We start from the raw sequence: 16,890 nt of genomic DNA on the forward strand, positions 1-16,890 counted from the left end.
GCGCCCTGAAGGGAGAAAACTGTGAGTAAGCTGACACACCTGGATGACAAGGGCGAGGCCCGGATGGTAGACGTGACCGACAAGGCAGTCACCGGGCGGGAAGCGCAGGCGGAAGCTCTGGTACGGATGAAGCCGGAGACCTTGCGGATGATTCTTGACGATGAGCATCCCAAAGGTGATGTGTTCGCCACGGCACGGATTGCCGGCATTATGGCGGCCAAGAAAACCCACGAGTTGATTCCCCTGTGCCATGCCCTCAATCTGACATCGGTAAAAGTGGAGTTGAGCCCCGGCAATGATGGCGCCTCTGTGCGGGTTCTTACCCGTTGCAAGCTGTCGGGCCAGACCGGTGTAGAGATGGAGGCACTGACGGCGGCCAGTGTGGCGGCTTTAACCATCTACGATATGTGTAAGGCCGTGGATAAAGGCATGGTGGTAGATGCGGTCAGGCTGCTGGAGAAAAAAGGCGGGCGATCCGGCCACTGGCGTGCGGATGGCGAATGATCTGATGGTTGGGCCCCGGCGTAGGGTTTCGTGAAGATGTCCGCCGGTTATTCTCCTGCTGCCACAGGCCGCAATCGGCATCGCCACTACGCCAGAGAGCCAGCCACATGATAGAATGCACGCCCAGTCTGTCTGAACCATTGTCTGAACCACGAGGAACCACAGTGGCTGTTCGTTACATTGAGACCTGCCGTTTGCCGACGCCTTTCGGTGTATTTGATATGCACGGCTTTGAAGAGCCGGACACCGGGAAAGAGCATGTGGCGCTGACTCTCGGGCAAGTCGACAGCGGAGAGCCGTTGCTGGCCCGCACTCACTCCGAGTGCCTGACCGGAGACGCCCTGTACAGCATGCGGTGCGACTGCGGTTACCAGCTTGAGGAAGCCCTGCGCAGTATCGCCCGCGAGGGCCGGGGTATTCTGCTGTATCTGCGTCAGGAAGGCCGTGGCATCGGCCTGCTCAACAAGATCCGGGCTTACCGCCTGCAGGATCAGGGTGCCGATACCGTGGAGGCCAATGAACAGCTGGGTTTCGGGGCGGATCTGCGGGATTACAGCATGTGCAAGGATATGCTGGAGCATCTGGGTATCCGCAGTCTGCGGCTGATGACGAACAATCCCCGCAAGGTCAAGGCACTGGAGTCTTACGGCATTCGTATTGCCGAGCGGGTGCCTCTGCATGTGGGCCGCAATCCCCACAACGAGCATTACCTGAACACCAAGCAAAGCAAGCTGGGCCACTGGCTTGAGACCCATCAGGACGACGATGTAGTTTAACCGGCAATTCTGCAGGCAGCGGCCCCGACCGGGGCTGCATCAGATTGGCTGCCTGCCGCCTTCGAGACCCCTGGTCAACGACTGCTTATTTCGACAAGGCCGTACTGTTTTGCGCTGAGCGATGCAGCCTGGCTTCAATGCTGGCCCGGATACCTGCAGCATCCAGCCCGCAATCGGCCAAAAGTTCACTGTGCCCCCCGTGCTCGACAAAATCATCCGGCAAGCCTAACTGTAGTACCGGAATGAGCAGCTGTCTGCCGTGCAGAAACTCTGTTACTGCGCTGCCCGCCCCACCGGCAATAACGTTCTCCTCAAGGGTTACCAGCAGATCGTGGGATTCTGCAAGTTCCAGAACCAGCGCCTCATCCAGTGGTTTAACGAAACGCATGTCTGCAACGGTGGCCCCCAGCGCCTCGGCGGCTTCCAGAGCGGGCGCTAACAGAGTGCCAAAGTTCAGAATGGCAATACCCTTGCCGTCCTTTACCCGCCGGCCTTTACCGATCGGCAGCGTGCTGAGGGATTGCTGGATCTTCGCGCCGGGACCCGTGCCCCGTGGGTAGCGCACCGCCGCGGGGCCCTTGAACTCCAGTCCGGTATGCAGCAGCAGGCGGGTTTCGTTTTCGTCCGAGGGGGTCATCAGGATCATGTTCGGAATACAGCGCAGATAGCTGATATCGAAAGCGCCCGCATGGGTAGGGCCGTCTTCACCAACCAGCCCCGCGCGATCAATGGCAAACAGTACGTCCAGATTCTGGATGGCAACATCGTGTACCAGTTGGTCGTAAGCCCGCTGCAAAAAGGTTGAGTAGATTGCAACCACCGGCTTGGCCCCATCACAAGCCAGACCTGCCGCCAGAGTGACTGCGTGTTGCTCGGCAATGGCGACGTCGAAATAGCGATCGGGAAAACGCTCGGAAAACGCCAGCAAATCCGAGCCTTCACACATGGCGGGGGTAATACCGGCCACCCGATTGTCGCGCTCGGCCGCATCGCAAAGCCATTGCCCGAACACGTTGGCGTATTTCGGCCGTGACGGGGCCTGCACAACCGGGGCTGGCTCTTTGGCGGGTACCGGTTCGATCTTGTTGATGGCGTGGTAGCCAACCGGGTCTGCTTCGGCGGGCGCAAACCCTTTGCCTTTGGTGGTGACCACGTGCAGAAATTGCGGGCCGTCCAGCTCACGGATGTTTTCCAGGGTTTCCACCAACAGGGGAAGGTCGTGTCCGTCAATTGGGCCGATATAGTTGAACCCCAGTTCCTCAAACAAAGTGCTGGGGGCGATCATGCCTTTGAAGTGTTCTTCGGTTTTCTTGGCCAGCGCCATCAGCTGCGGCGCACCTTTGAGCACTTTTTTGCTGCTGTCTCGGACCTGGTTGTAGGTACGGCTCGACAGCAACTTGGCGAAGTAGTTTGACAGCCCGCCGACATTGTGGGAAATCGACATGTCGTTGTCGTTCAGAACCACCAGCATATCCGCATGCAAATGGCCTGCATGATTCAGGGCTTCAAACGCCATGCCGGCAGTCATGGCGCCGTCACCAATCACCGCAATGCTCTTGCGCCCGGTATTTTGCATACGGGCCGCGATGGCCATACCCAGGGCGGCGCTGATGGAGGTACTGGAGTGGCCAACGCCAAAGGTGTCGTATTCACTTTCGGCCCGTTTCGGGAACCCGGCCAGGCCACCCTTGCGCCGAATGCTGCCCATTTGCTCTTTGCGACCGGTCAGAATCTTGTGGGGGTAGGCCTGGTGCCCAACGTCCCATACCAGGCGGTCTTCCGGCGTGTTGAATACGAAGTGCAGCGCCACGGTCAATTCCAGGACACCGAGCCCGGCACCAAAGTGGCCACCGGTCTGACCGACCGACCAGAGCAGGAAAGCGCGAAGCTCTCTGGCCAGGCGGGGCAGGTCTTCTGCCGGCAACTCTCGAAGCTGGGCGGGTACGTCGATCCGGTCCAGCAGCGGTGTGTTGGGGCGCTGCGAAGGGATTTCCCTGAAAATATATGTGTCCTGCATCAGCTCGGGTCTTTGTCAGAATATGGAATCAGTCGCTGGCATTATAGGGGATGAGGCGGGTCGGTTTCATACATCCCGGGCCAGTTGTTACAAAACGTTCGTCATCGTCGCTCAGTGGCGGCGCGCCACCACATAGTCGGCGATGGCTCTTAACGGGTCGGCTTCTGGCCCGAACGCCTGCAGGGCTTCTAGAGCATTGCCACGCAGCCTGGCCAGGTGTTGTCTTGCACCGTCTACCCCAAGCAAAGCCGGATAGGTGGGTTTCTCTTTTGCCATATCCGACCCCTGGCGTTTGCCGATAACGGCGGTGTCCCCTTCGATGTCCAGCAGGTCGTCCTGTACCTGAAAAGCCAGCCCAAGAGCGCTTGCATAGTCTGCCAGCCTGGCAAGCTGGTGCGCGGTGACTGATTCGCAGGCCAGCGCGCCCAGTTTCACGCTGGCTTCAATCAGGGCTCCGGTTTTGTGGCGGTGCATAGTCTCCAGCTGCTCGAGGTTGAGCATTTTGCCCACCGATTCCAGATCAATGGCCTGGCCGCCAACCATGCCCTGCTGGCCACTGGCGCGGGCAAGTTCGGAAATCATGGCCACGCGCTGGCGGTCGGAAAGATCCGGCGCATTGCTCAGCAGGTCGAAGGCAAGAGTCTGGAGCGCGTCACCGGCAAGGATGGCGCTGGCCTCATCGAATGCGATATGGACAGTCGGCCGGCCACGACGCAGATCGTCGTCATCCATGGCGGGCAGGTCGTCGTGCACCAGCGAGTAGGCGTGAATCAGCTCCAGGGCGCAGGCAGGCACCAGTGCAGCGGGCTCCGGTGTGCCCATTGCTCTGGCAGCGGCCAGGCAGAGTGCCGGGCGTATGCGCTTGCCGCCACCCAAAACGCTGTAGCTCATGGCTTCCCGAAGGCGTACCGAGGGGCTGTTCCGGGTAATGTGTTGATCCAGTGTTTGATCAATGAGTTGCCGGCAATGTTCGAGGTATGCCTGTGCCTGGGGAATGCGATCGTTCATTAATGGCTGTCGTCTGCAGTGAAAGGCCGTGATTCCAGAGAGCCGTCGCTGTTCTGGATGAGTTGCTGTACCCGCTGTTCGGCGGTTTTCAGCGCTGACTGGCACTCCCTGGTCAGTTTGACGCCACGCTCGAAGGCTGTCAGCGATTGTTCCAGGGACAGTTCGCCCTGCTCCATATCGCGCACCAGGTTTTCCAGCTCATCCAGAGATTTTTCAAAGTCGGCAATCGAATTGCTGCTGTTGTTCCCGTCGGCCATGGGGCGACCTCCGCTAGACTGTTGCGTAAAGAGCGCGGATTATACCAGAACCGCGGGGCTACCGCTGCCAGCGGAATTCACGTTTTTCCAGTGCCTGGCCCCCGACACTCCAGCTTTGCTCTGTCACCCTTACCTCGCCGTCGGCGGCGACCGAAACAAGCGTGGTTGCCCGAGTGCCGTAGTGTTCACCGACGATAAACGGAGAGGATAGAAAACGCTCGGTATCCAGCCCCACGCCGGTATCCGGCAGGGTGGAATCCGGTGCAGGCGTCGAGTCCTTCAGCAGTGGCAGAAGCTGATTGTGCAGATGCAGTGACTGGTTACCCGCGCTTTCCACGCAGCGGGTGAAGGCGGAGCGAAGCCTGAGCATTTTAGGCCACGGGGTTTGCAGCAAGTGATTGCTCAGGCCGTAACTGCCGCGAAACAGATTTCGACCCGGATGCGCATCGCGATTGCTGTAGTACCAGCTTTCGGCAGTATCCAGGCTGACCAGGTTGAAGCCAGCGTAACGATTCCTGTTGGAGTCAAGCCGGGGTTGCAGGGTTTGTCGTGTTTCGGCAAGTGCCGCGATTGGCAGTTCGCCCCGGGTCTGGTGGCCTGATTCACGGCTGCCTTCCCGGACGTTGGTCACGGCGGCAACCCGGCCATCTTCCCGGATAGCCAGCCAGGTGCCCCCGGACTGAAGATCTTTTCCGGCCAGAACGCGTTGCCCGTCGCCGGTTTGCCACCAGTCCATCAGCGCGGTAGGGCGCCGGAAAAACTCATCCCGGTTGGCCGCCACAACCAGCGGAAAATGTCGATTCTGTCCGATAGCGAAAGCAATAAGGCACATGATCCTGTGAAATCCTGTCTGAAGGCTGCAGGCGAAAGCATTCATGCGTATCATACCAGCCTCGTTTTAACTGCTGTGGTCTGGAGCCGAGCGCATGTTAGCCATCATCATACTGTATTTGTTACTGGGAGCACTGGCCGGCACCATGGCAGGGCTATTCGGAATCGGCGGCGGCCTGGTTATCGTACCGGTGCTTATTTTCAGCTTTGGCCTTCAGGGCATCAGCCCGGAGATCGCAGCACACCTTGCTGTAGGTACGTCGCTGGCCACCATCGTATTTACGTCCATCAGTTCGATCCGCACCCACCATCAGCATGGCGCCGTGCGCTGGGATATTTTCCGGCCAATGACCGCAGGCATTGTCATCGGAGCCGTGCTCGGTGCCTGGACGGCGGCCTCGTTGAGTGGCCCGGTTCTCGAAACCATTATTGGTATATTTGTCATCCTGGTCGCCCTGAAAATGATTTTTGAAGTGAACCCCAAACCCGGCCGCGGTGTACCGGGCCACGCAGGGCTGGGGGTTGCCGGTGGGCTGGTAGGTTGGGCGTCAGCCATTTTCGGCATTGGCGGAGGTACTCTCACGGTGCCTTACCTGAGCTGGTGCAACGTGCGTATGCAGCAGACAGTTGCCACATCCGCTGCCTGTGGTTTTCCGATAGCCATTGCCGGAGCCGTCGGTAACGTCTGGACAGGGTGGCAGCATCCGGAGCTGCCGGATCTGAGTGTCGGCTTTATCTATCTGCCTGCCCTTGTAGGCATTGTGGCCACCAGTGTCTTTTTTGCCCGCCTGGGTGCCCGTCTGGCTCACCGTTTGGATGGCCGGTTACTCAAGCGTATCTTTGCCGTTGTGCTGGTTATCGTTGGACTACGGTTTCTTTTAAGCTGAGAGAACAAGCATGCTGCAACACCCACAGTTTGACCCGGTGGCCATCTCGTTGGGCCCCCTGAAAATCCACTGGTACGGGCTGACCTATCTCGTTGGCTTTGCTGCGGGCTGGTGGCTCGGCCGTCTGCGTTCCCGAAAGCCCTGGTCGCCAGTAACGGAAGAGCAAGTTGGTGATCTGCTGTTCTACATGGCACTGGGCGTCATCCTGGGCGGGCGTTTCGGTTATGTGGTGTTCTATAACTTCGATGCCTTTATCGCCGACCCGCTCTGGCTGTTCCGGGTTTGGGAAGGGGGTATGTCGTTCCATGGCGGCCTGCTAGGGGTCATGGTGGCTATGGGCTGGTATGGCCGCAAAACCGGTGCCGGCTTCTGGAAAATCGCCGACTTTGTCGCGCCACTGGTGCCCGTTGGCCTGGGGGCGGGGCGTATTGGAAACTTTATCAATGGTGAACTCTGGGGTAAGCCCACCGACGTTTCCTGGGGTATGGTCTTCCCGCAGGCCCCCGACGCTCTGGCCCGGCACCCCTCTCAGCTGTACCAGTTTGCGCTGGAGGGTGTCGCGCTGTTTGTGGTTCTGTGGTGGTTCTCTTCCCGGCCTCGGCCGAAGATGGCGGTGTCCGGGCTGTTCCTGATCTGCTACGGAGTCTTCCGGTTTATCGTGGAGTTCTTCCGTCAGCCAGACCCGCAGTTGGGCTACCTGGCCTTTGATTGGCTGACCATGGGGCAGGTGCTGTCCACACCCATGATTGCCGCGGGTGCGGCACTGATGTTCCTTGCTTACCGGAGAAACGCCTGATGAAAGCCTACCTCGACCTGATGCAGGATGTTGTCGACAACGGATTCAACAAAGGTGACCGCACCGGCGTGGGTACCCGCTCTGTGTTTGGTCGCCAGATGCGTTTCAATCTTCAGGACGGGTTCCCGCTGGTTACCACCAAAAAAGTCCACCTGCGCAGCATCATCTACGAACTCCTGTGGTTCCTTAAAGGCTCCACAGACAACACCTGGCTGGCGGAACGCAAAGTCAGTATCTGGAACGAGTGGGCGCTGGAAAATGGTGATCTGGGCCCGATTTACGGCAAGCAATGGCGTAGCTGGCAGTGCCATGATGGCCGGGTGATCGACCAGATCAGCGAGGTGATCGAGCAGATTCGCACCAAACCCAACTCCCGCCGTCTGATTGTCTCTGCCTGGAATCCGGCTGAACTGCCCGATGAATCCGTGGGCCCGCAAGACAACGTGAAGGCCGGGCGCATGGCGCTGGCGCCCTGTCACTGCCTGTTCCAGTTCTATGTGGCCGACGGCAAACTCTCCTGCCAGCTCTATCAGCGCAGTGCCGACCTGTTCCTTGGCGTACCCTTCAATATTGCTTCCTATGCCCTGCTGACCCACATGATTGCCCAGCAATGCGGCCTTGAGGTTGGTGAGTTTGTGCATACCTTCGGGGACTGCCACCTGTATCAGAACCACCTGACTGACGACATTGTGTTCGAGCAACTCAAGCGTGAGCCCCGGGCGTTACCGAAGCTGGTGATCAAGCGGAAGCCTGATTCCATCTTTGACTATGAATTAGAGGATTTCGAGTTTGAGGGCTACGAGCCGTATCCGGTGATTAAAGCGCCTATTGCCATCTGACCGAGGAACTGACTATGCGTAAGGCCCTTATTGTCGCCATGGCCCGCAACCGGGTCATCGGCCGAAACAACAAGTTGCCCTGGTACCTGCCGGGTGACCTCAAGTATTTCAAGCAGGCCACCATGGGCAAGCCCATCATCATGGGGAGAAAGACCTGGGACTCCATTGGTCGCCCACTGCCCGGGCGCATGAATGTCGTTATCTCACGGAACCCGGAATGGCAAGCGCCGGCGGGCACGGTTTCAGCCGCATCGCTGAAAGAAGCGTTGATCAAAGCCGAAGCCCAGGCCGAGCTGGACGGTGGTGATGAAGTGATGATTATTGGCGGTGGCCAGATTTACGCGGAAACCCTGCCGACCGTAGACCGGATGTACATTACCCGGGTGCACGCCGATGTTGATGGCGATGCCTGGTTTCCGGAAGTGAACTGGGATGAGTGGGAAGAAATCGGACGCGAAGACTTCTCCGCGTCTGACAATAATCCTTACGACTACAGCTTCGTCGTCTACCAGCGCAGCCAGTCAGACTGAACCAACCGGCTGGCTGATTAAAGGCCTCAGCGCGGGGCGCGCTTGGGGCCTTTGCTGGCAGGCTTGCCGCCCTTGCCAGCAGGCTTACCACTTCTGGGGCCGCCCTTACGGAAGCCGGGCTTGCCGTCCTTGCTGAACTTCTTGCCCGGGCCACCTTTACGAAAGCCGCCTTTACCCGGCGGACCCTTACGGTCACGACGGGGCGCGGTAGACACTTCAGGCAAAGCCTCCGGCTGCTCCAGCGGCAGCGAATCCGGCTGGGACGCTTCCATCCAGCACGCCAGCGCACCTGCTACGGCGGCCATATCCATCTGGTTGCGCTCGGCAATGTCATCCAGCAATGCGATTGCCTTGGCGGCGCGAGGGTCGTCGGTGAAGCCCAGAAGTTGCGATTCAAACTGCTCGACCCGCATTTGTTGCAGGGCGGCAGGTGATGGCAGCTGGTAGGGCTCCATTGGCGAATTGGTGGCACGTTCCAGGGTGCGCAGCCAGCTGCGCTCACGGGGTGTTACCAGCAGAATCGCCTTGCCGGTGCGGCCTGCGCGACCGGTTCGGCCAACCCGGTGGATATAGGCCTCGGTGTCATAGGGTACGTCGTAGTTGATGACGTGGGTGATCCGGGGCACGTCGAGGCCGCGGGCCGCAACATCGGTGGCGATGATAATGTCTTTGCTGCCGCGCTTGAGATCTTCCACCGTCTGCTCGCGCTGGCGCTGGTTCAGATCGCCGTTCAGAGGCGCTACTGCGTGGCCGCGGGCCGACAGTTTTTCCGCCAGCAAAGTGGTTTCTGCCTTGGTGCGCACGAAGATAATGGAGGCGTCAAATGGCTCCACCTCGAGTATGCGAGTCAGGGCATCCAGCTTGCGCTCGGCATAAACCGGCAGCACAAACTGGGCGATGCGCTCCACTGTGCGGGTTTCGCTCTCGATTTTAACTTCGGTGGCGTTTTTCAGGTAAGTCTGCGCAACCTTCTTGATTTGCGGCGGCATGGTGGCCGAGAACAGGGCGCGCTGACAGTTGTCCGGGGTCTTCGCCAGAATGGCCTCTACGTCATCGATAAAGCCCATGCGCAGCATTTCATCGGCTTCGTCCAGCACCAGAGCCTTAAGGCCATTGAGCTTGAGCGTGCCTTTGCGCAGGTGATCCAGCAAACGGCCGGGTGTACCCACGATCACCTGGGCGCCACGCTTCAGTCCGCGGATTTGCGGTGAGAAATCCTGGCCGCCGTAGATCGGCAGAACGTGAAAACGGCTGAACTTGCTGGCGTAGGTGGTAAAGGCCTCCGCCACCTGGATGGCCAGCTCCCGGGTAGGCGCCAGCACCAGAATCTGGGGCTCGGCAACGCTGGCGTCGATGCGGCTCAGCAACGGCAGGGCGAAGGCGGCGGTTTTGCCTGTTCCGGTCTGGGCAACACCCAGTAAATGATTGCCGGACAGCAGGGCCGGAATAGACTGCGCCTGGATCGGCGACGGAGTTTCATAGCCAACGGCGGAGACAGCTTCTAAAACAGCTGGGTCCAGCCCCAGGTCGGCAAAAGACAATTCTGACATGAATGTACTCGGTGTTCGGAGGGTACGGCATCGCCGGGGGCAATGCATGATTGTTGCCCAGTATAGTCGTTTCGGGAGATTTTTTACACGACTATTGCTGGCCGCCGGGTAGGTAGTTGCCGTTTCAGGCGGCCAGTTCGGCCTTCAGGGCGTCGAGTATGACCCGCGCGAACTCCCGGGGACAGTCCTCCTGAAGGAAGTGTCCGCCATTGAGGGTAATGTGCGGTTGGCCAAAAGCGCCGGGGATGCGTCTTTGCATGTGCCGGTCACCACCCCGGGTAATCGGATCGCCATTACTGAAGCAGGTAATGAACGGCTTACGCCATTTTTCCAGAGTGCGCCAGGCTTCACGGTTAGCCGAGCTGACCGGGTCTTGGGGAGATGTTGGAATCAGGGCGGGAAAGGCTCTCGCGCCCGCTTTGTACCGTGCATCAGGAAAGGGCGCCTCATAGGCTGCCAACTCGGTGTTACTCAGGGTGCGTTCGGTGCCCAGCTGAATCAGGCGGCTGACCGGGAACCAGGGGCTATGGCTGGCAAACGCTTTCCACACCCGGAAAATTGCGGGGGGGCGGTGATCCCCGGTTGGCAGCATGCCGTTGGCGACGATAATCCGGCTGAAGCGGCGCTGGTGCGATGCGGCCAGGCGAAGGCCTAGCAAGGAGCCCCAGTTCTGGCAAACCAGGGTCGCATTCTCTATCGACAGGGCTTCCAGCCAGTTGCTCAGCCATGCCATATGATTTTCGTCACTGTAGTCTTCCACCCGCGCAGGTTTGTCGGATTTGCCAAAGCCAATCAGATCGGGCGCCAGTACGCGGTGCCCGGCAGCCGCGATCACCGGAATCATGTGACGATAGATGTAGGACCAGGACGGCTCTCCGTGCAACATGATCACGGGCGCCGCCGCCGGGTTGCCCTCGTCAACGTAATGCATCCGCAGATCGGGAGAGATCTGGTGGTAACAGGCAGAGAAGGGATAATCCGGGAGGCCTGCAAAGCGGGCCTCGTCGGTTCTCAGAATACGCATGCCATCGACTGTCCTGACTGAGTGGTAGCGTGACTATCGTGACGATAATCGTCTCAGGACAGGATAAATCAGATGGCGATTCTGTGTGTTTGAGTTAGGTAACAGACCGTTGTTGGTTTGAATCAGGATGCGATATCAAACAACAATTCGGGGTCGTCGATCTGTGACAGGGCCTGGTCGCAGCAATTTGCTGCGCCGCAGTCGTCGGCTGAACACAGACCAATGGTTTTGCAATCTGTATCCTGATGCTCTTCTCCTTCATTCCTGAAGATCCGGGAACGGGAGAGAATGGAATGGCAATGGCCGCACATAAGCGTGGGCACCGCACTGCCTTCTACCAGGATAGCGGTATAGTATTTATTGTCTTTCATGGTTGTCCTCCTGACCATCTCACAATAAGGGCGAAATGTGGCAATTCAAGGTCAGCCCGGTATCACACTCCGCATACCGACGGATTTACGTGTCAGAATCCAACATGGGTCGGCGATTCGAGCGTTTGTCGTCCCACTCGAGTTCTTTCGGGTTGTACCAGCCAAGGCTGTCCAGCACCCGTTGCTGGGTTCGAGGTGATAATGTCGGCCAGAGCTCCCGGAAGTTATCCAGGCCACGCTCTCTCTGGCGCTGCTGCTTGCCCTGCAGTTGATGAATGGTTTTCGGTAGCTGCAGGGCGTCCCCGAGCTGGCCTGGAACCATCACTTCCTGGCCCAGTACCTTGCGCCTGTGGGTTCGCGCAGCCAGCACTTTTTGCAGCTCGATGGCTGCTTCCAGTGCCGTTTCTTCGGTAAAGTTGTCTGCTTCAAACCACATAGTCTGTCGTCATTCGCCGGTCAACAACCAATCACTATAGCCTGAACGTCACGGCATAGGCTATGGCATCGTGGTAGTCTGCGTTTGCTGACCGATCCCGGTGTTTCCCGGGCTGATATTTAAAGGACTTGCTCACTATGTACGCAAAACTTGAAACACGGACTTTCCTTGCGATGCTGCTGGGGGTGTCGCTCGCCTTTGTTCTGTTGATGAAGCCTTTTTTTGGGCCGATCTTCTGGGCCGTGGCTATTGCCCTTATTTTTCATCCGGTGCAATTGTTGCTCGTGCGCAGGCTGGGGGATCGGCCAACCCTGAATGCGCTGATTACTCTGTTTGCGTGCATGGTGATCGTGGTCATCCCGGTGCTGGTTCTGGGGGCGGCCCTGATTGCCGAGGGGATGGCGATCTACCAGAAAATCCAGGCCGGCGAGATTCGCCCGGGGGAGTACATTGACCAGGTGAACCAGTCGTTCCCTGCAATACAGGCGTTTCTTGGCCAGTTTGATATTGATTTTGACGGGCTCAGGGATCGGGCGGTCAGCGCTTTCCTGGGCGGCAGCCAGTTTCTGGCCAAGCAGGCACTGGGCATCGGCCAGAACACGTTTCAGTTTTTTCTCGGGCTTGCACTGATGGTGTATCTGGCGTTTTTCCTCATTCGGGATGGCCAGAAATTGATTGAATTGATGATTCGTGCCTTGCCCCTGGGAGATGAGCGGGAGCGCCTTCTCTTCGCCAAATTTGCCGAAGTTACCCGCGCCACCGTTAAGGGTAATCTGTTGATCGCGATTATTCAGGGTGCCCTTGGCGGGCTGATTTTCTGGATTCTCGGGATCGCCGGAGCCTTGCTGTGGGGCGTGGTGATGGCGGTGGTTTCATTGCTGCCCGCAGTTGGCGCGGCGATTGTCTGGGTGCCCGCAGCCATCTACCTGGCGGCAGCCGGAGACCTGGTACCGGCTATTGTCCTGACCGCCTACGGCGTGATTGTGATCGGGCTGGCCGATAATCTGTTGCGCCCTGTGCTGGTGGGGCGAGATACCAAAATGCCCGACTACCTGGTGCTGCTGTCTACCTTGGGGGGCATTGTGATGTTCGGAATCAACGGTTTTGTGATGGGGCCGCTGGTGGCCGCCTTGTTTATGGCATTCTGGGGCATTTTTATCCGGGAGTTTGGGCAGGAGTATTCACCGGTGCCTCAAAAACCGGACGCAGATCCCGTGCGGGAAGATTGAATTGTGTTAAGTTTTTACGGGTCGAGCTTTGAATCGGCACCAGAACACAAAAACACAACAGCAGATGTCACAGAGATGTCCAGGAGAAGGTCAGGTGAAAACCCTACAGGCGGTCACCCGCTGGTCCGGAACGGTGCTCTCTACCGCAACACTTGCGATCCTCGCGCTACCGGGGGCGGCGCAGGCAAACAATGATGTGGTTGCGCTCAAACACGCGTTGTACGGTGCAGGCTATGAAATCACCAATGTCAGTCCGTCCATGGATGAAGCCACCCGCGCGGAGCTGAGCCAGTTTCAGCAGGATAACGGGCTGCAGGCAACCGGTATCCTTAATGAGGAAACCGAGAAGGCGCTGGGTATGATCACGGTGCAGCAGGCAGCGGCTAATGCGGGCCAGACGGCAACGGTGCCAGCGGCCCCTGCTTCAGCAGTGGAGCCGGCAGAAGCTGCCGCCGCCGAGGAAGCCATCGAGGAAGATGAGGATGGCGGCTGGTCGCTCTGGTAAGTTAATCGCGGCCGAAAAAAAGCCCGAAACGTTGCTAACGTTTCGGGCTTTTTGTTTAGCGGTCGGCTGGTTCAGTCGAGCTTGCTCAGATCCCGAACCGCTCCTTTGTCCGCACTGGTGGCCAGTAAGGCATAGGCCTTGAGCGCCGCAGAGACCTTGCGGTCGCGGGCCAGTTCCGGCTTCCAGCCTTTGGCATCCCGGGCGCTGCGGCGGGTAGCCAGTTCGTCATCGCTGACCTGGACATTGATCGAGCGATTGGGGATGTCGATCAGAATGCGATCGCCATCCTCAATGAGCCCTATTGCACCACCGGCGGCGGCCTCCGGTGAGGCATGGCCAATCGACAGACCAGAGGTGCCGCCCGAGAAACGGCCGTCGGTCAGCAGGGCGCATTCCTTGCCCAACCCCTTGGACTTCAGGTAGCTGGTGGGATACAGCATTTCCTGCATGCCCGGGCCGCCTTTGGGGCCCTCATAACGGATGATCACCACATCGCCGGCTTTCACCTCGTCGCCGAGAATACCGGCAACAGCCGCATCCTGACTTTCGAATACCCGGGCCGTGCCTTCGAACACGTAAATGCTTTCATCTACGCCTGCGGTTTTTACCACACAGCCGTCCAGCGCAATGTTGCCGTACAGAACGGCAAGGCCGCCCTCGCTGGAGTAGGCGTTGGCAACTGAGCGGATGCAGCCGTTTTCACGATCGCCGTCCAGGCTCGGCCAGCGGGTATTTTGGCTGAAAGCGGTCTGGGTCGGAATCCCTGCTGGGCCTGCTTTGTAAAACTCGATCACCTCCGGCGTGGGCGAGCGCATGATGTCCCAGGTTTCCAGGGCTTCTTTCATGGTGCGGCTATGCACGGTGGGCAGCTCGGCATTGATCAGCCCGCCGCGCTCCAGTTCACCCAGAATGCTCATGATGCCGCCAGCGCGGTGCACATCTTCCATATGGTAGTTGGGTGAGTTGGGCGCCACCTTACACAGTTGGGGAACCTCACGTGACAAGCGGTCGATGTCCGCCATGGTGAAGTCCACGCCGCCTTCCTGTGCCGCTGCCAGCAGGTGAAGAATGGTGTTGGTGGAGCCGCCCATGGCAATGTCCATAGTCATGGCGTTATGGAAGGCTTCCAGAGAGGCAATACTGCGCGGCAATACGCTGGCGTCGTTTTCCTCGTAATAACGCTTGGCGTTCGCCACAATCTGGCGACCGGCGTTCAGGAACAGTTGCTCCCTGTCTGCGTGGGTGGCCAGCATCGAGCCATTGCCCGGCAGTGCCAGGCCGATGGCTTCGGTCAGGCAGTTCATGGAGTTGGCGGTGAACATGCCGGAGCAGGAACCACAGGTGGGGCAGGCGCTACGCTCGTATTCTTCCACCTGCTCATCGGTGGCGGTCGGGTCGGCGGCGATGACCATGGCGTCGACCAGATCCAGTTTGTGCTCGGACAGCTTGGTTTTGCCCGCTTCCATAGGGCCGCCGGAGACAAAGATAACCGGAATGTTCAGGCGCATGGCGGCCATCAGCATGCCCGGGGTGATCTTGTCGCAGTTGGAAATGCACACCAGCGCGTCGGCGCAGTGGGCATTGACCATATACTCAACCGAGTCGGCGATGATTTCCCGGGAGGGCAGGGAATACAGCATGCCGTCGTGCCCCATGGCAATGCCATCGTCCACAGCGATGGTGTTGAATTCCTTGGCCACACCGCCAGCGGCTTCGATCTCCCGGCACACCAGTTGGCCCAGATCTTTAAGGTGGACATGGCCGGGTACAAACTGGGTGAACGAGTTGGCAACGGCAATGATCGGTTTGCCGAAATCTTCGTTTTTCATACCGGTGGCACGCCACAGGGCGCGCGCTCCAGCCATGTTGCGGCCGGCGGTGGATGTGTGGGAACGATACTGGGGCATGGTACGCTGCTCTCTCCCTGTGTTTATTCGAATGTTGTGAAGATACAGAGGATACCAGATTCGGCGCATTGCGCATGGCTGTTTTAATGGCGTGTGATTACAATACGTAACAAGAGTGGTTGGTTTAAAACCAGAAGTTCAAAAGGGAGTCTGTCTATGGGGGCCAAGGGAAGCCTGCCATTGAGTCGGCTGAAGAGTTTTCAGCCGTTGGGTAAACTGAGTGACGACCAGCTGGTGTTGTTGGCCAGTCGTGCCGAGCGCCGTACCCATAGCCCCGGGCAACGGGTAATAGAGCGGGGCGTTCGGGATGGCCTGGATTATTTTTTGATTTCAGGCACGGTCGAGCTGGCCTCGGTGGACGGGCGCAAGTCGATGATCGAGGCAGAAACGGAGCAGGCCTGCAATCCGGTGGCGCGGTTGCAGCCGCGCATGTATGACGTCACGGCAGTCAAAGCCTGTGAGTTTCTGGTGATCGAACAAGAGGTTCTAAACCAGCTTCTGCGTGCCGCACCGATCACTCAGGTTGAGATGGATTCCGGCCTTGAGAGCTCGGCGGAAAGCGAAGAACAACATCTACTGATGGAGTTCTACGCGGAGCTGCGGTCGAATCAGATTCAGCTGCCCAGTGTCCCCGATGTTGCCTGGAAAGTTCGTCGGCTGGTCGATCGGGATGACTCCACAGCGGCCGAGGTGGCCACGGCGGTAACTGTAGATCCGGCCATGGCCCTGAAGCTGGTGCGTTCGTGCAACAGCCCTTTGTACCGCGGGTTCAGCGATGTCCGCAATGTGCGGGAAGCGGTGGTGCGGCTGGGAATGAAAACCACCCGGCAGCTGGTGACCGTGTTTGCCATGAGAGAAATATTCAAGACCCGGCGGGCCTCCCTGCAAAATGAAATGGAGCGCTTGTGGCGGCATTCCCGCGAGGTCGCCGCGCTCTGCTGGGTACTGGCCGACCATGTTACCCGTATTAACCCTGAAGAAGCTCTACTGGCTGGGCTGCTGCATGATATCGGGGTGGTGCCGGTGATTGTGCAGGCCGAGCACCATGTAAACCTGTTTGCGGACGACAGAAACCTGCACCATGCCATCAACGAATTGCGGGCCGATGTGGGGTGCGCGGTGTTGGAGAACTGGTCTTTTCCCAAACCGTTCCTGGAGGCAGTGCGGCACGCCGAAGACTGGTCGTATGAGTGCCGCGAAGCATCGCCGCAGCTGGTGGATATTGTCATTGTGGCCCAGTTGCACGCGATGATTGGCGCCAGCCAGAATGCCGGGCTGCCCGCGTTTGACCAGGTGCCTGCCTGGCGTCGCCTGGGTGAGCTGGAATTGAACGCCTCCAAGAGCCTTCAGCTCTTGAGTGAAGCCCGAAACCGGGTGGACGAGGTACAGAAGCTTCTTTCAATCCGATAACGACACCGTTGCA

General features: G+C 58.8%; 18 protein-coding genes. 9 read left to right on the forward strand and 9 right to left on the reverse strand.

The genetic code is table 11. The annotated features are described in order from the left end of the window. The first annotated feature begins 21 nt into the window (after window positions 1–21). Window positions 22–504: a cyclic pyranopterin monophosphate synthase MoaC gene (gene moaC, locus C7H09_RS06085; RefSeq protein ID WP_106761715.1), complete on the forward strand. Its 483-nt coding sequence runs from the start codon at window positions 22–24 to the stop codon at window positions 502–504. A gap of 164 nt (window positions 505–668) precedes the next feature. After that, window positions 669–1,280 carry a GTP cyclohydrolase II gene (gene ribA / locus C7H09_RS06090; RefSeq protein ID WP_106761716.1) on the forward strand — a complete coding sequence of 204 codons (612 nt, stop codon included), beginning with the start codon at window positions 669–671 and terminating at the stop codon, window positions 1,278–1,280. 85 nt (window positions 1,281–1,365) lie between these two features. Here ribA and dxs read toward each other — a convergent pair whose 3' ends face one another. The 4 genes from dxs to C7H09_RS06110 form a co-directional block, all read right to left on the reverse strand. Continuing rightward, a complete protein-coding gene (gene dxs / locus C7H09_RS06095) occupies window positions 1,366–3,297 on the reverse strand; it encodes a 1-deoxy-D-xylulose-5-phosphate synthase (RefSeq protein ID WP_106761717.1) in 1,932 nt (643 codons plus the stop codon). Between the two features lie 111 nt (window positions 3,298–3,408). Next, window positions 3,409–4,305, reverse strand: coding sequence for a (2E,6E)-farnesyl diphosphate synthase (ispA, locus tag C7H09_RS06100; RefSeq protein WP_106761718.1), 897 nt, complete (start codon window positions 4,303–4,305; stop codon window positions 3,409–3,411). Continuing rightward, complete coding sequence (locus C7H09_RS06105; protein WP_106761719.1) at window positions 4,305–4,562, reverse strand: exodeoxyribonuclease VII small subunit; 258 nt, start codon at window positions 4,560–4,562, stop codon at window positions 4,305–4,307. Before C7H09_RS06105 ends, ispA begins: the two co-directional genes overlap by 1 nt. Window positions 4,563–4,620: 58 nt before the next feature. After that, the gene (locus C7H09_RS06110; RefSeq protein ID WP_106761720.1) at window positions 4,621–5,394 is read right to left on the reverse strand and encodes an NRDE family protein; all 774 of its coding nucleotides are present in this window, start codon (window positions 5,392–5,394) and stop codon (window positions 4,621–4,623) included. Window positions 5,395–5,488: 94 nt separating this feature from the next. Between C7H09_RS06110 and C7H09_RS06115 the strand changes: the two genes are divergently transcribed. From C7H09_RS06115 to C7H09_RS06130, 4 genes are read left to right on the forward strand one after another with little or no spacing between them, the layout of a single operon-like run. Further along, window positions 5,489–6,280: a sulfite exporter TauE/SafE family protein gene (locus C7H09_RS06115; protein WP_106761721.1), complete on the forward strand. Its 792-nt coding sequence runs from the start codon at window positions 5,489–5,491 to the stop codon at window positions 6,278–6,280. Window positions 6,281–6,290: 10 nt separating this feature from the next. Continuing rightward, complete coding sequence (gene lgt, locus C7H09_RS06120; RefSeq protein ID WP_106761722.1) at window positions 6,291–7,076, forward strand: prolipoprotein diacylglyceryl transferase; 786 nt, start codon at window positions 6,291–6,293, stop codon at window positions 7,074–7,076. Continuing rightward, entirely contained in the window at window positions 7,076–7,915 is an 840-nt protein-coding gene (locus C7H09_RS06125; protein ID WP_106761723.1) for a thymidylate synthase, read from the forward strand. The genes lgt and C7H09_RS06125 overlap by 1 nt, the downstream gene beginning before the upstream one ends. 14 nt (window positions 7,916–7,929) lie before the next feature. After that, a complete protein-coding gene (locus C7H09_RS06130; RefSeq protein WP_106761724.1) occupies window positions 7,930–8,445 on the forward strand; it encodes a dihydrofolate reductase in 516 nt (171 codons plus the stop codon). Window positions 8,446–8,471: 26 nt separating this feature from the next. On the opposite strand, the gene C7H09_RS06135 is transcribed toward C7H09_RS06130, so the two are convergent. The 4 genes from C7H09_RS06135 to C7H09_RS06150 form a co-directional block, all read right to left on the reverse strand. Beyond that, on the reverse strand, window positions 8,472–9,995 hold the full coding sequence (locus tag C7H09_RS06135) for a DEAD/DEAH box helicase (protein WP_106761725.1): 1,524 nt from the start codon (window positions 9,993–9,995) through the stop codon (window positions 8,472–8,474). A gap of 124 nt (window positions 9,996–10,119) precedes the next feature. Continuing rightward, entirely contained in the window at window positions 10,120–11,019 is a 900-nt protein-coding gene (locus tag C7H09_RS06140) for a haloalkane dehalogenase (RefSeq protein ID WP_106761726.1), read from the reverse strand. 122 nt (window positions 11,020–11,141) lie between these two features. Beyond that, on the reverse strand, window positions 11,142–11,390 hold the full coding sequence (locus tag C7H09_RS06145; RefSeq protein ID WP_106761727.1) for a hypothetical protein: 249 nt from the start codon (window positions 11,388–11,390) through the stop codon (window positions 11,142–11,144). Between the two features lie 85 nt (window positions 11,391–11,475). Continuing rightward, window positions 11,476–11,826, reverse strand: coding sequence for a hypothetical protein (locus C7H09_RS06150; protein ID WP_106761728.1), 351 nt, complete (start codon window positions 11,824–11,826; stop codon window positions 11,476–11,478). A gap of 137 nt (window positions 11,827–11,963) precedes the next feature. On the opposite strand from C7H09_RS06150, the gene C7H09_RS06155 reads away from it, so the two are divergent. Then, entirely contained in the window at window positions 11,964–13,055 is a 1,092-nt protein-coding gene (locus C7H09_RS06155; protein ID WP_106761729.1) for an AI-2E family transporter, read from the forward strand. A 94-nt stretch (window positions 13,056–13,149) separates the two neighbouring features. Continuing rightward, on the forward strand, window positions 13,150–13,560 hold the full coding sequence (locus tag C7H09_RS06160; protein ID WP_240616514.1) for a peptidoglycan-binding domain-containing protein: 411 nt from the start codon (window positions 13,150–13,152) through the stop codon (window positions 13,558–13,560). A gap of 71 nt (window positions 13,561–13,631) precedes the next feature. On the opposite strand, the gene ilvD is transcribed toward C7H09_RS06160, so the two are convergent. Further along, on the reverse strand, window positions 13,632–15,467 hold the full coding sequence (gene ilvD, locus C7H09_RS06165; RefSeq protein ID WP_106761730.1) for a dihydroxy-acid dehydratase: 1,836 nt from the start codon (window positions 15,465–15,467) through the stop codon (window positions 13,632–13,634). A 156-nt stretch (window positions 15,468–15,623) separates the two neighbouring features. On the opposite strand from ilvD, the gene C7H09_RS06170 reads away from it, so the two are divergent. Then, window positions 15,624–16,877: an HDOD domain-containing protein gene (locus C7H09_RS06170; RefSeq protein ID WP_106761731.1), complete on the forward strand. Its 1,254-nt coding sequence runs from the start codon at window positions 15,624–15,626 to the stop codon at window positions 16,875–16,877. Window positions 16,878–16,890 lie beyond the last annotated feature (13 nt).

Source organism: Marinobacter fuscus, assembly GCF_003007675.1.
Lineage (GTDB): Bacteria > Pseudomonadota > Gammaproteobacteria > Pseudomonadales > Oleiphilaceae > Marinobacter > Marinobacter fuscus.

Bases quoted from the DNA above. Each gene is read 5' to 3' on its own strand.
- dxs (WP_106761717.1), bottom strand. From the start codon at position 3,297: ATGCAGGACACATATATTTTCAGGGAAATCCCTTCGCAGCGCCCCAAC.
- ispA (WP_106761718.1), bottom strand. From the start codon at position 4,305: ATGAACGATCGCATTCCCCAGGCACAGGCATACCTCGAACATTGCCGG.
- C7H09_RS06105 (WP_106761719.1), bottom strand. From the start codon at position 4,562: ATGGCCGACGGGAACAACAGCAGCAATTCGATTGCCGACTTTGAAAAA.
- C7H09_RS06110 (WP_106761720.1), bottom strand. From the start codon at position 5,394: ATGTGCCTTATTGCTTTCGCTATCGGACAGAATCGACATTTTCCGCTG.
- C7H09_RS06115 (WP_106761721.1), top strand. From the start codon at position 5,489: ATGTTAGCCATCATCATACTGTATTTGTTACTGGGAGCACTGGCCGGC.
- lgt (WP_106761722.1), top strand. From the start codon at position 6,291: ATGCTGCAACACCCACAGTTTGACCCGGTGGCCATCTCGTTGGGCCCC.
- C7H09_RS06125 (WP_106761723.1), top strand. From the start codon at position 7,076: ATGAAAGCCTACCTCGACCTGATGCAGGATGTTGTCGACAACGGATTC.
- C7H09_RS06130 (WP_106761724.1), top strand. From the start codon at position 7,930: ATGCGTAAGGCCCTTATTGTCGCCATGGCCCGCAACCGGGTCATCGGC.
- C7H09_RS06135 (WP_106761725.1), bottom strand. From the start codon at position 9,995: ATGTCAGAATTGTCTTTTGCCGACCTGGGGCTGGACCCAGCTGTTTTA.
- C7H09_RS06140 (WP_106761726.1), bottom strand. From the start codon at position 11,019: ATGCGTATTCTGAGAACCGACGAGGCCCGCTTTGCAGGCCTCCCGGAT.
- C7H09_RS06145 (WP_106761727.1), bottom strand. From the start codon at position 11,390: ATGAAAGACAATAAATACTATACCGCTATCCTGGTAGAAGGCAGTGCG.
- C7H09_RS06150 (WP_106761728.1), bottom strand. From the start codon at position 11,826: ATGTGGTTTGAAGCAGACAACTTTACCGAAGAAACGGCACTGGAAGCA.
- C7H09_RS06155 (WP_106761729.1), top strand. From the start codon at position 11,964: ATGTACGCAAAACTTGAAACACGGACTTTCCTTGCGATGCTGCTGGGG.
- ilvD (WP_106761730.1), bottom strand. From the start codon at position 15,467: ATGCCCCAGTATCGTTCCCACACATCCACCGCCGGCCGCAACATGGCT.
- C7H09_RS06170 (WP_106761731.1), top strand. From the start codon at position 15,624: ATGGGGGCCAAGGGAAGCCTGCCATTGAGTCGGCTGAAGAGTTTTCAG.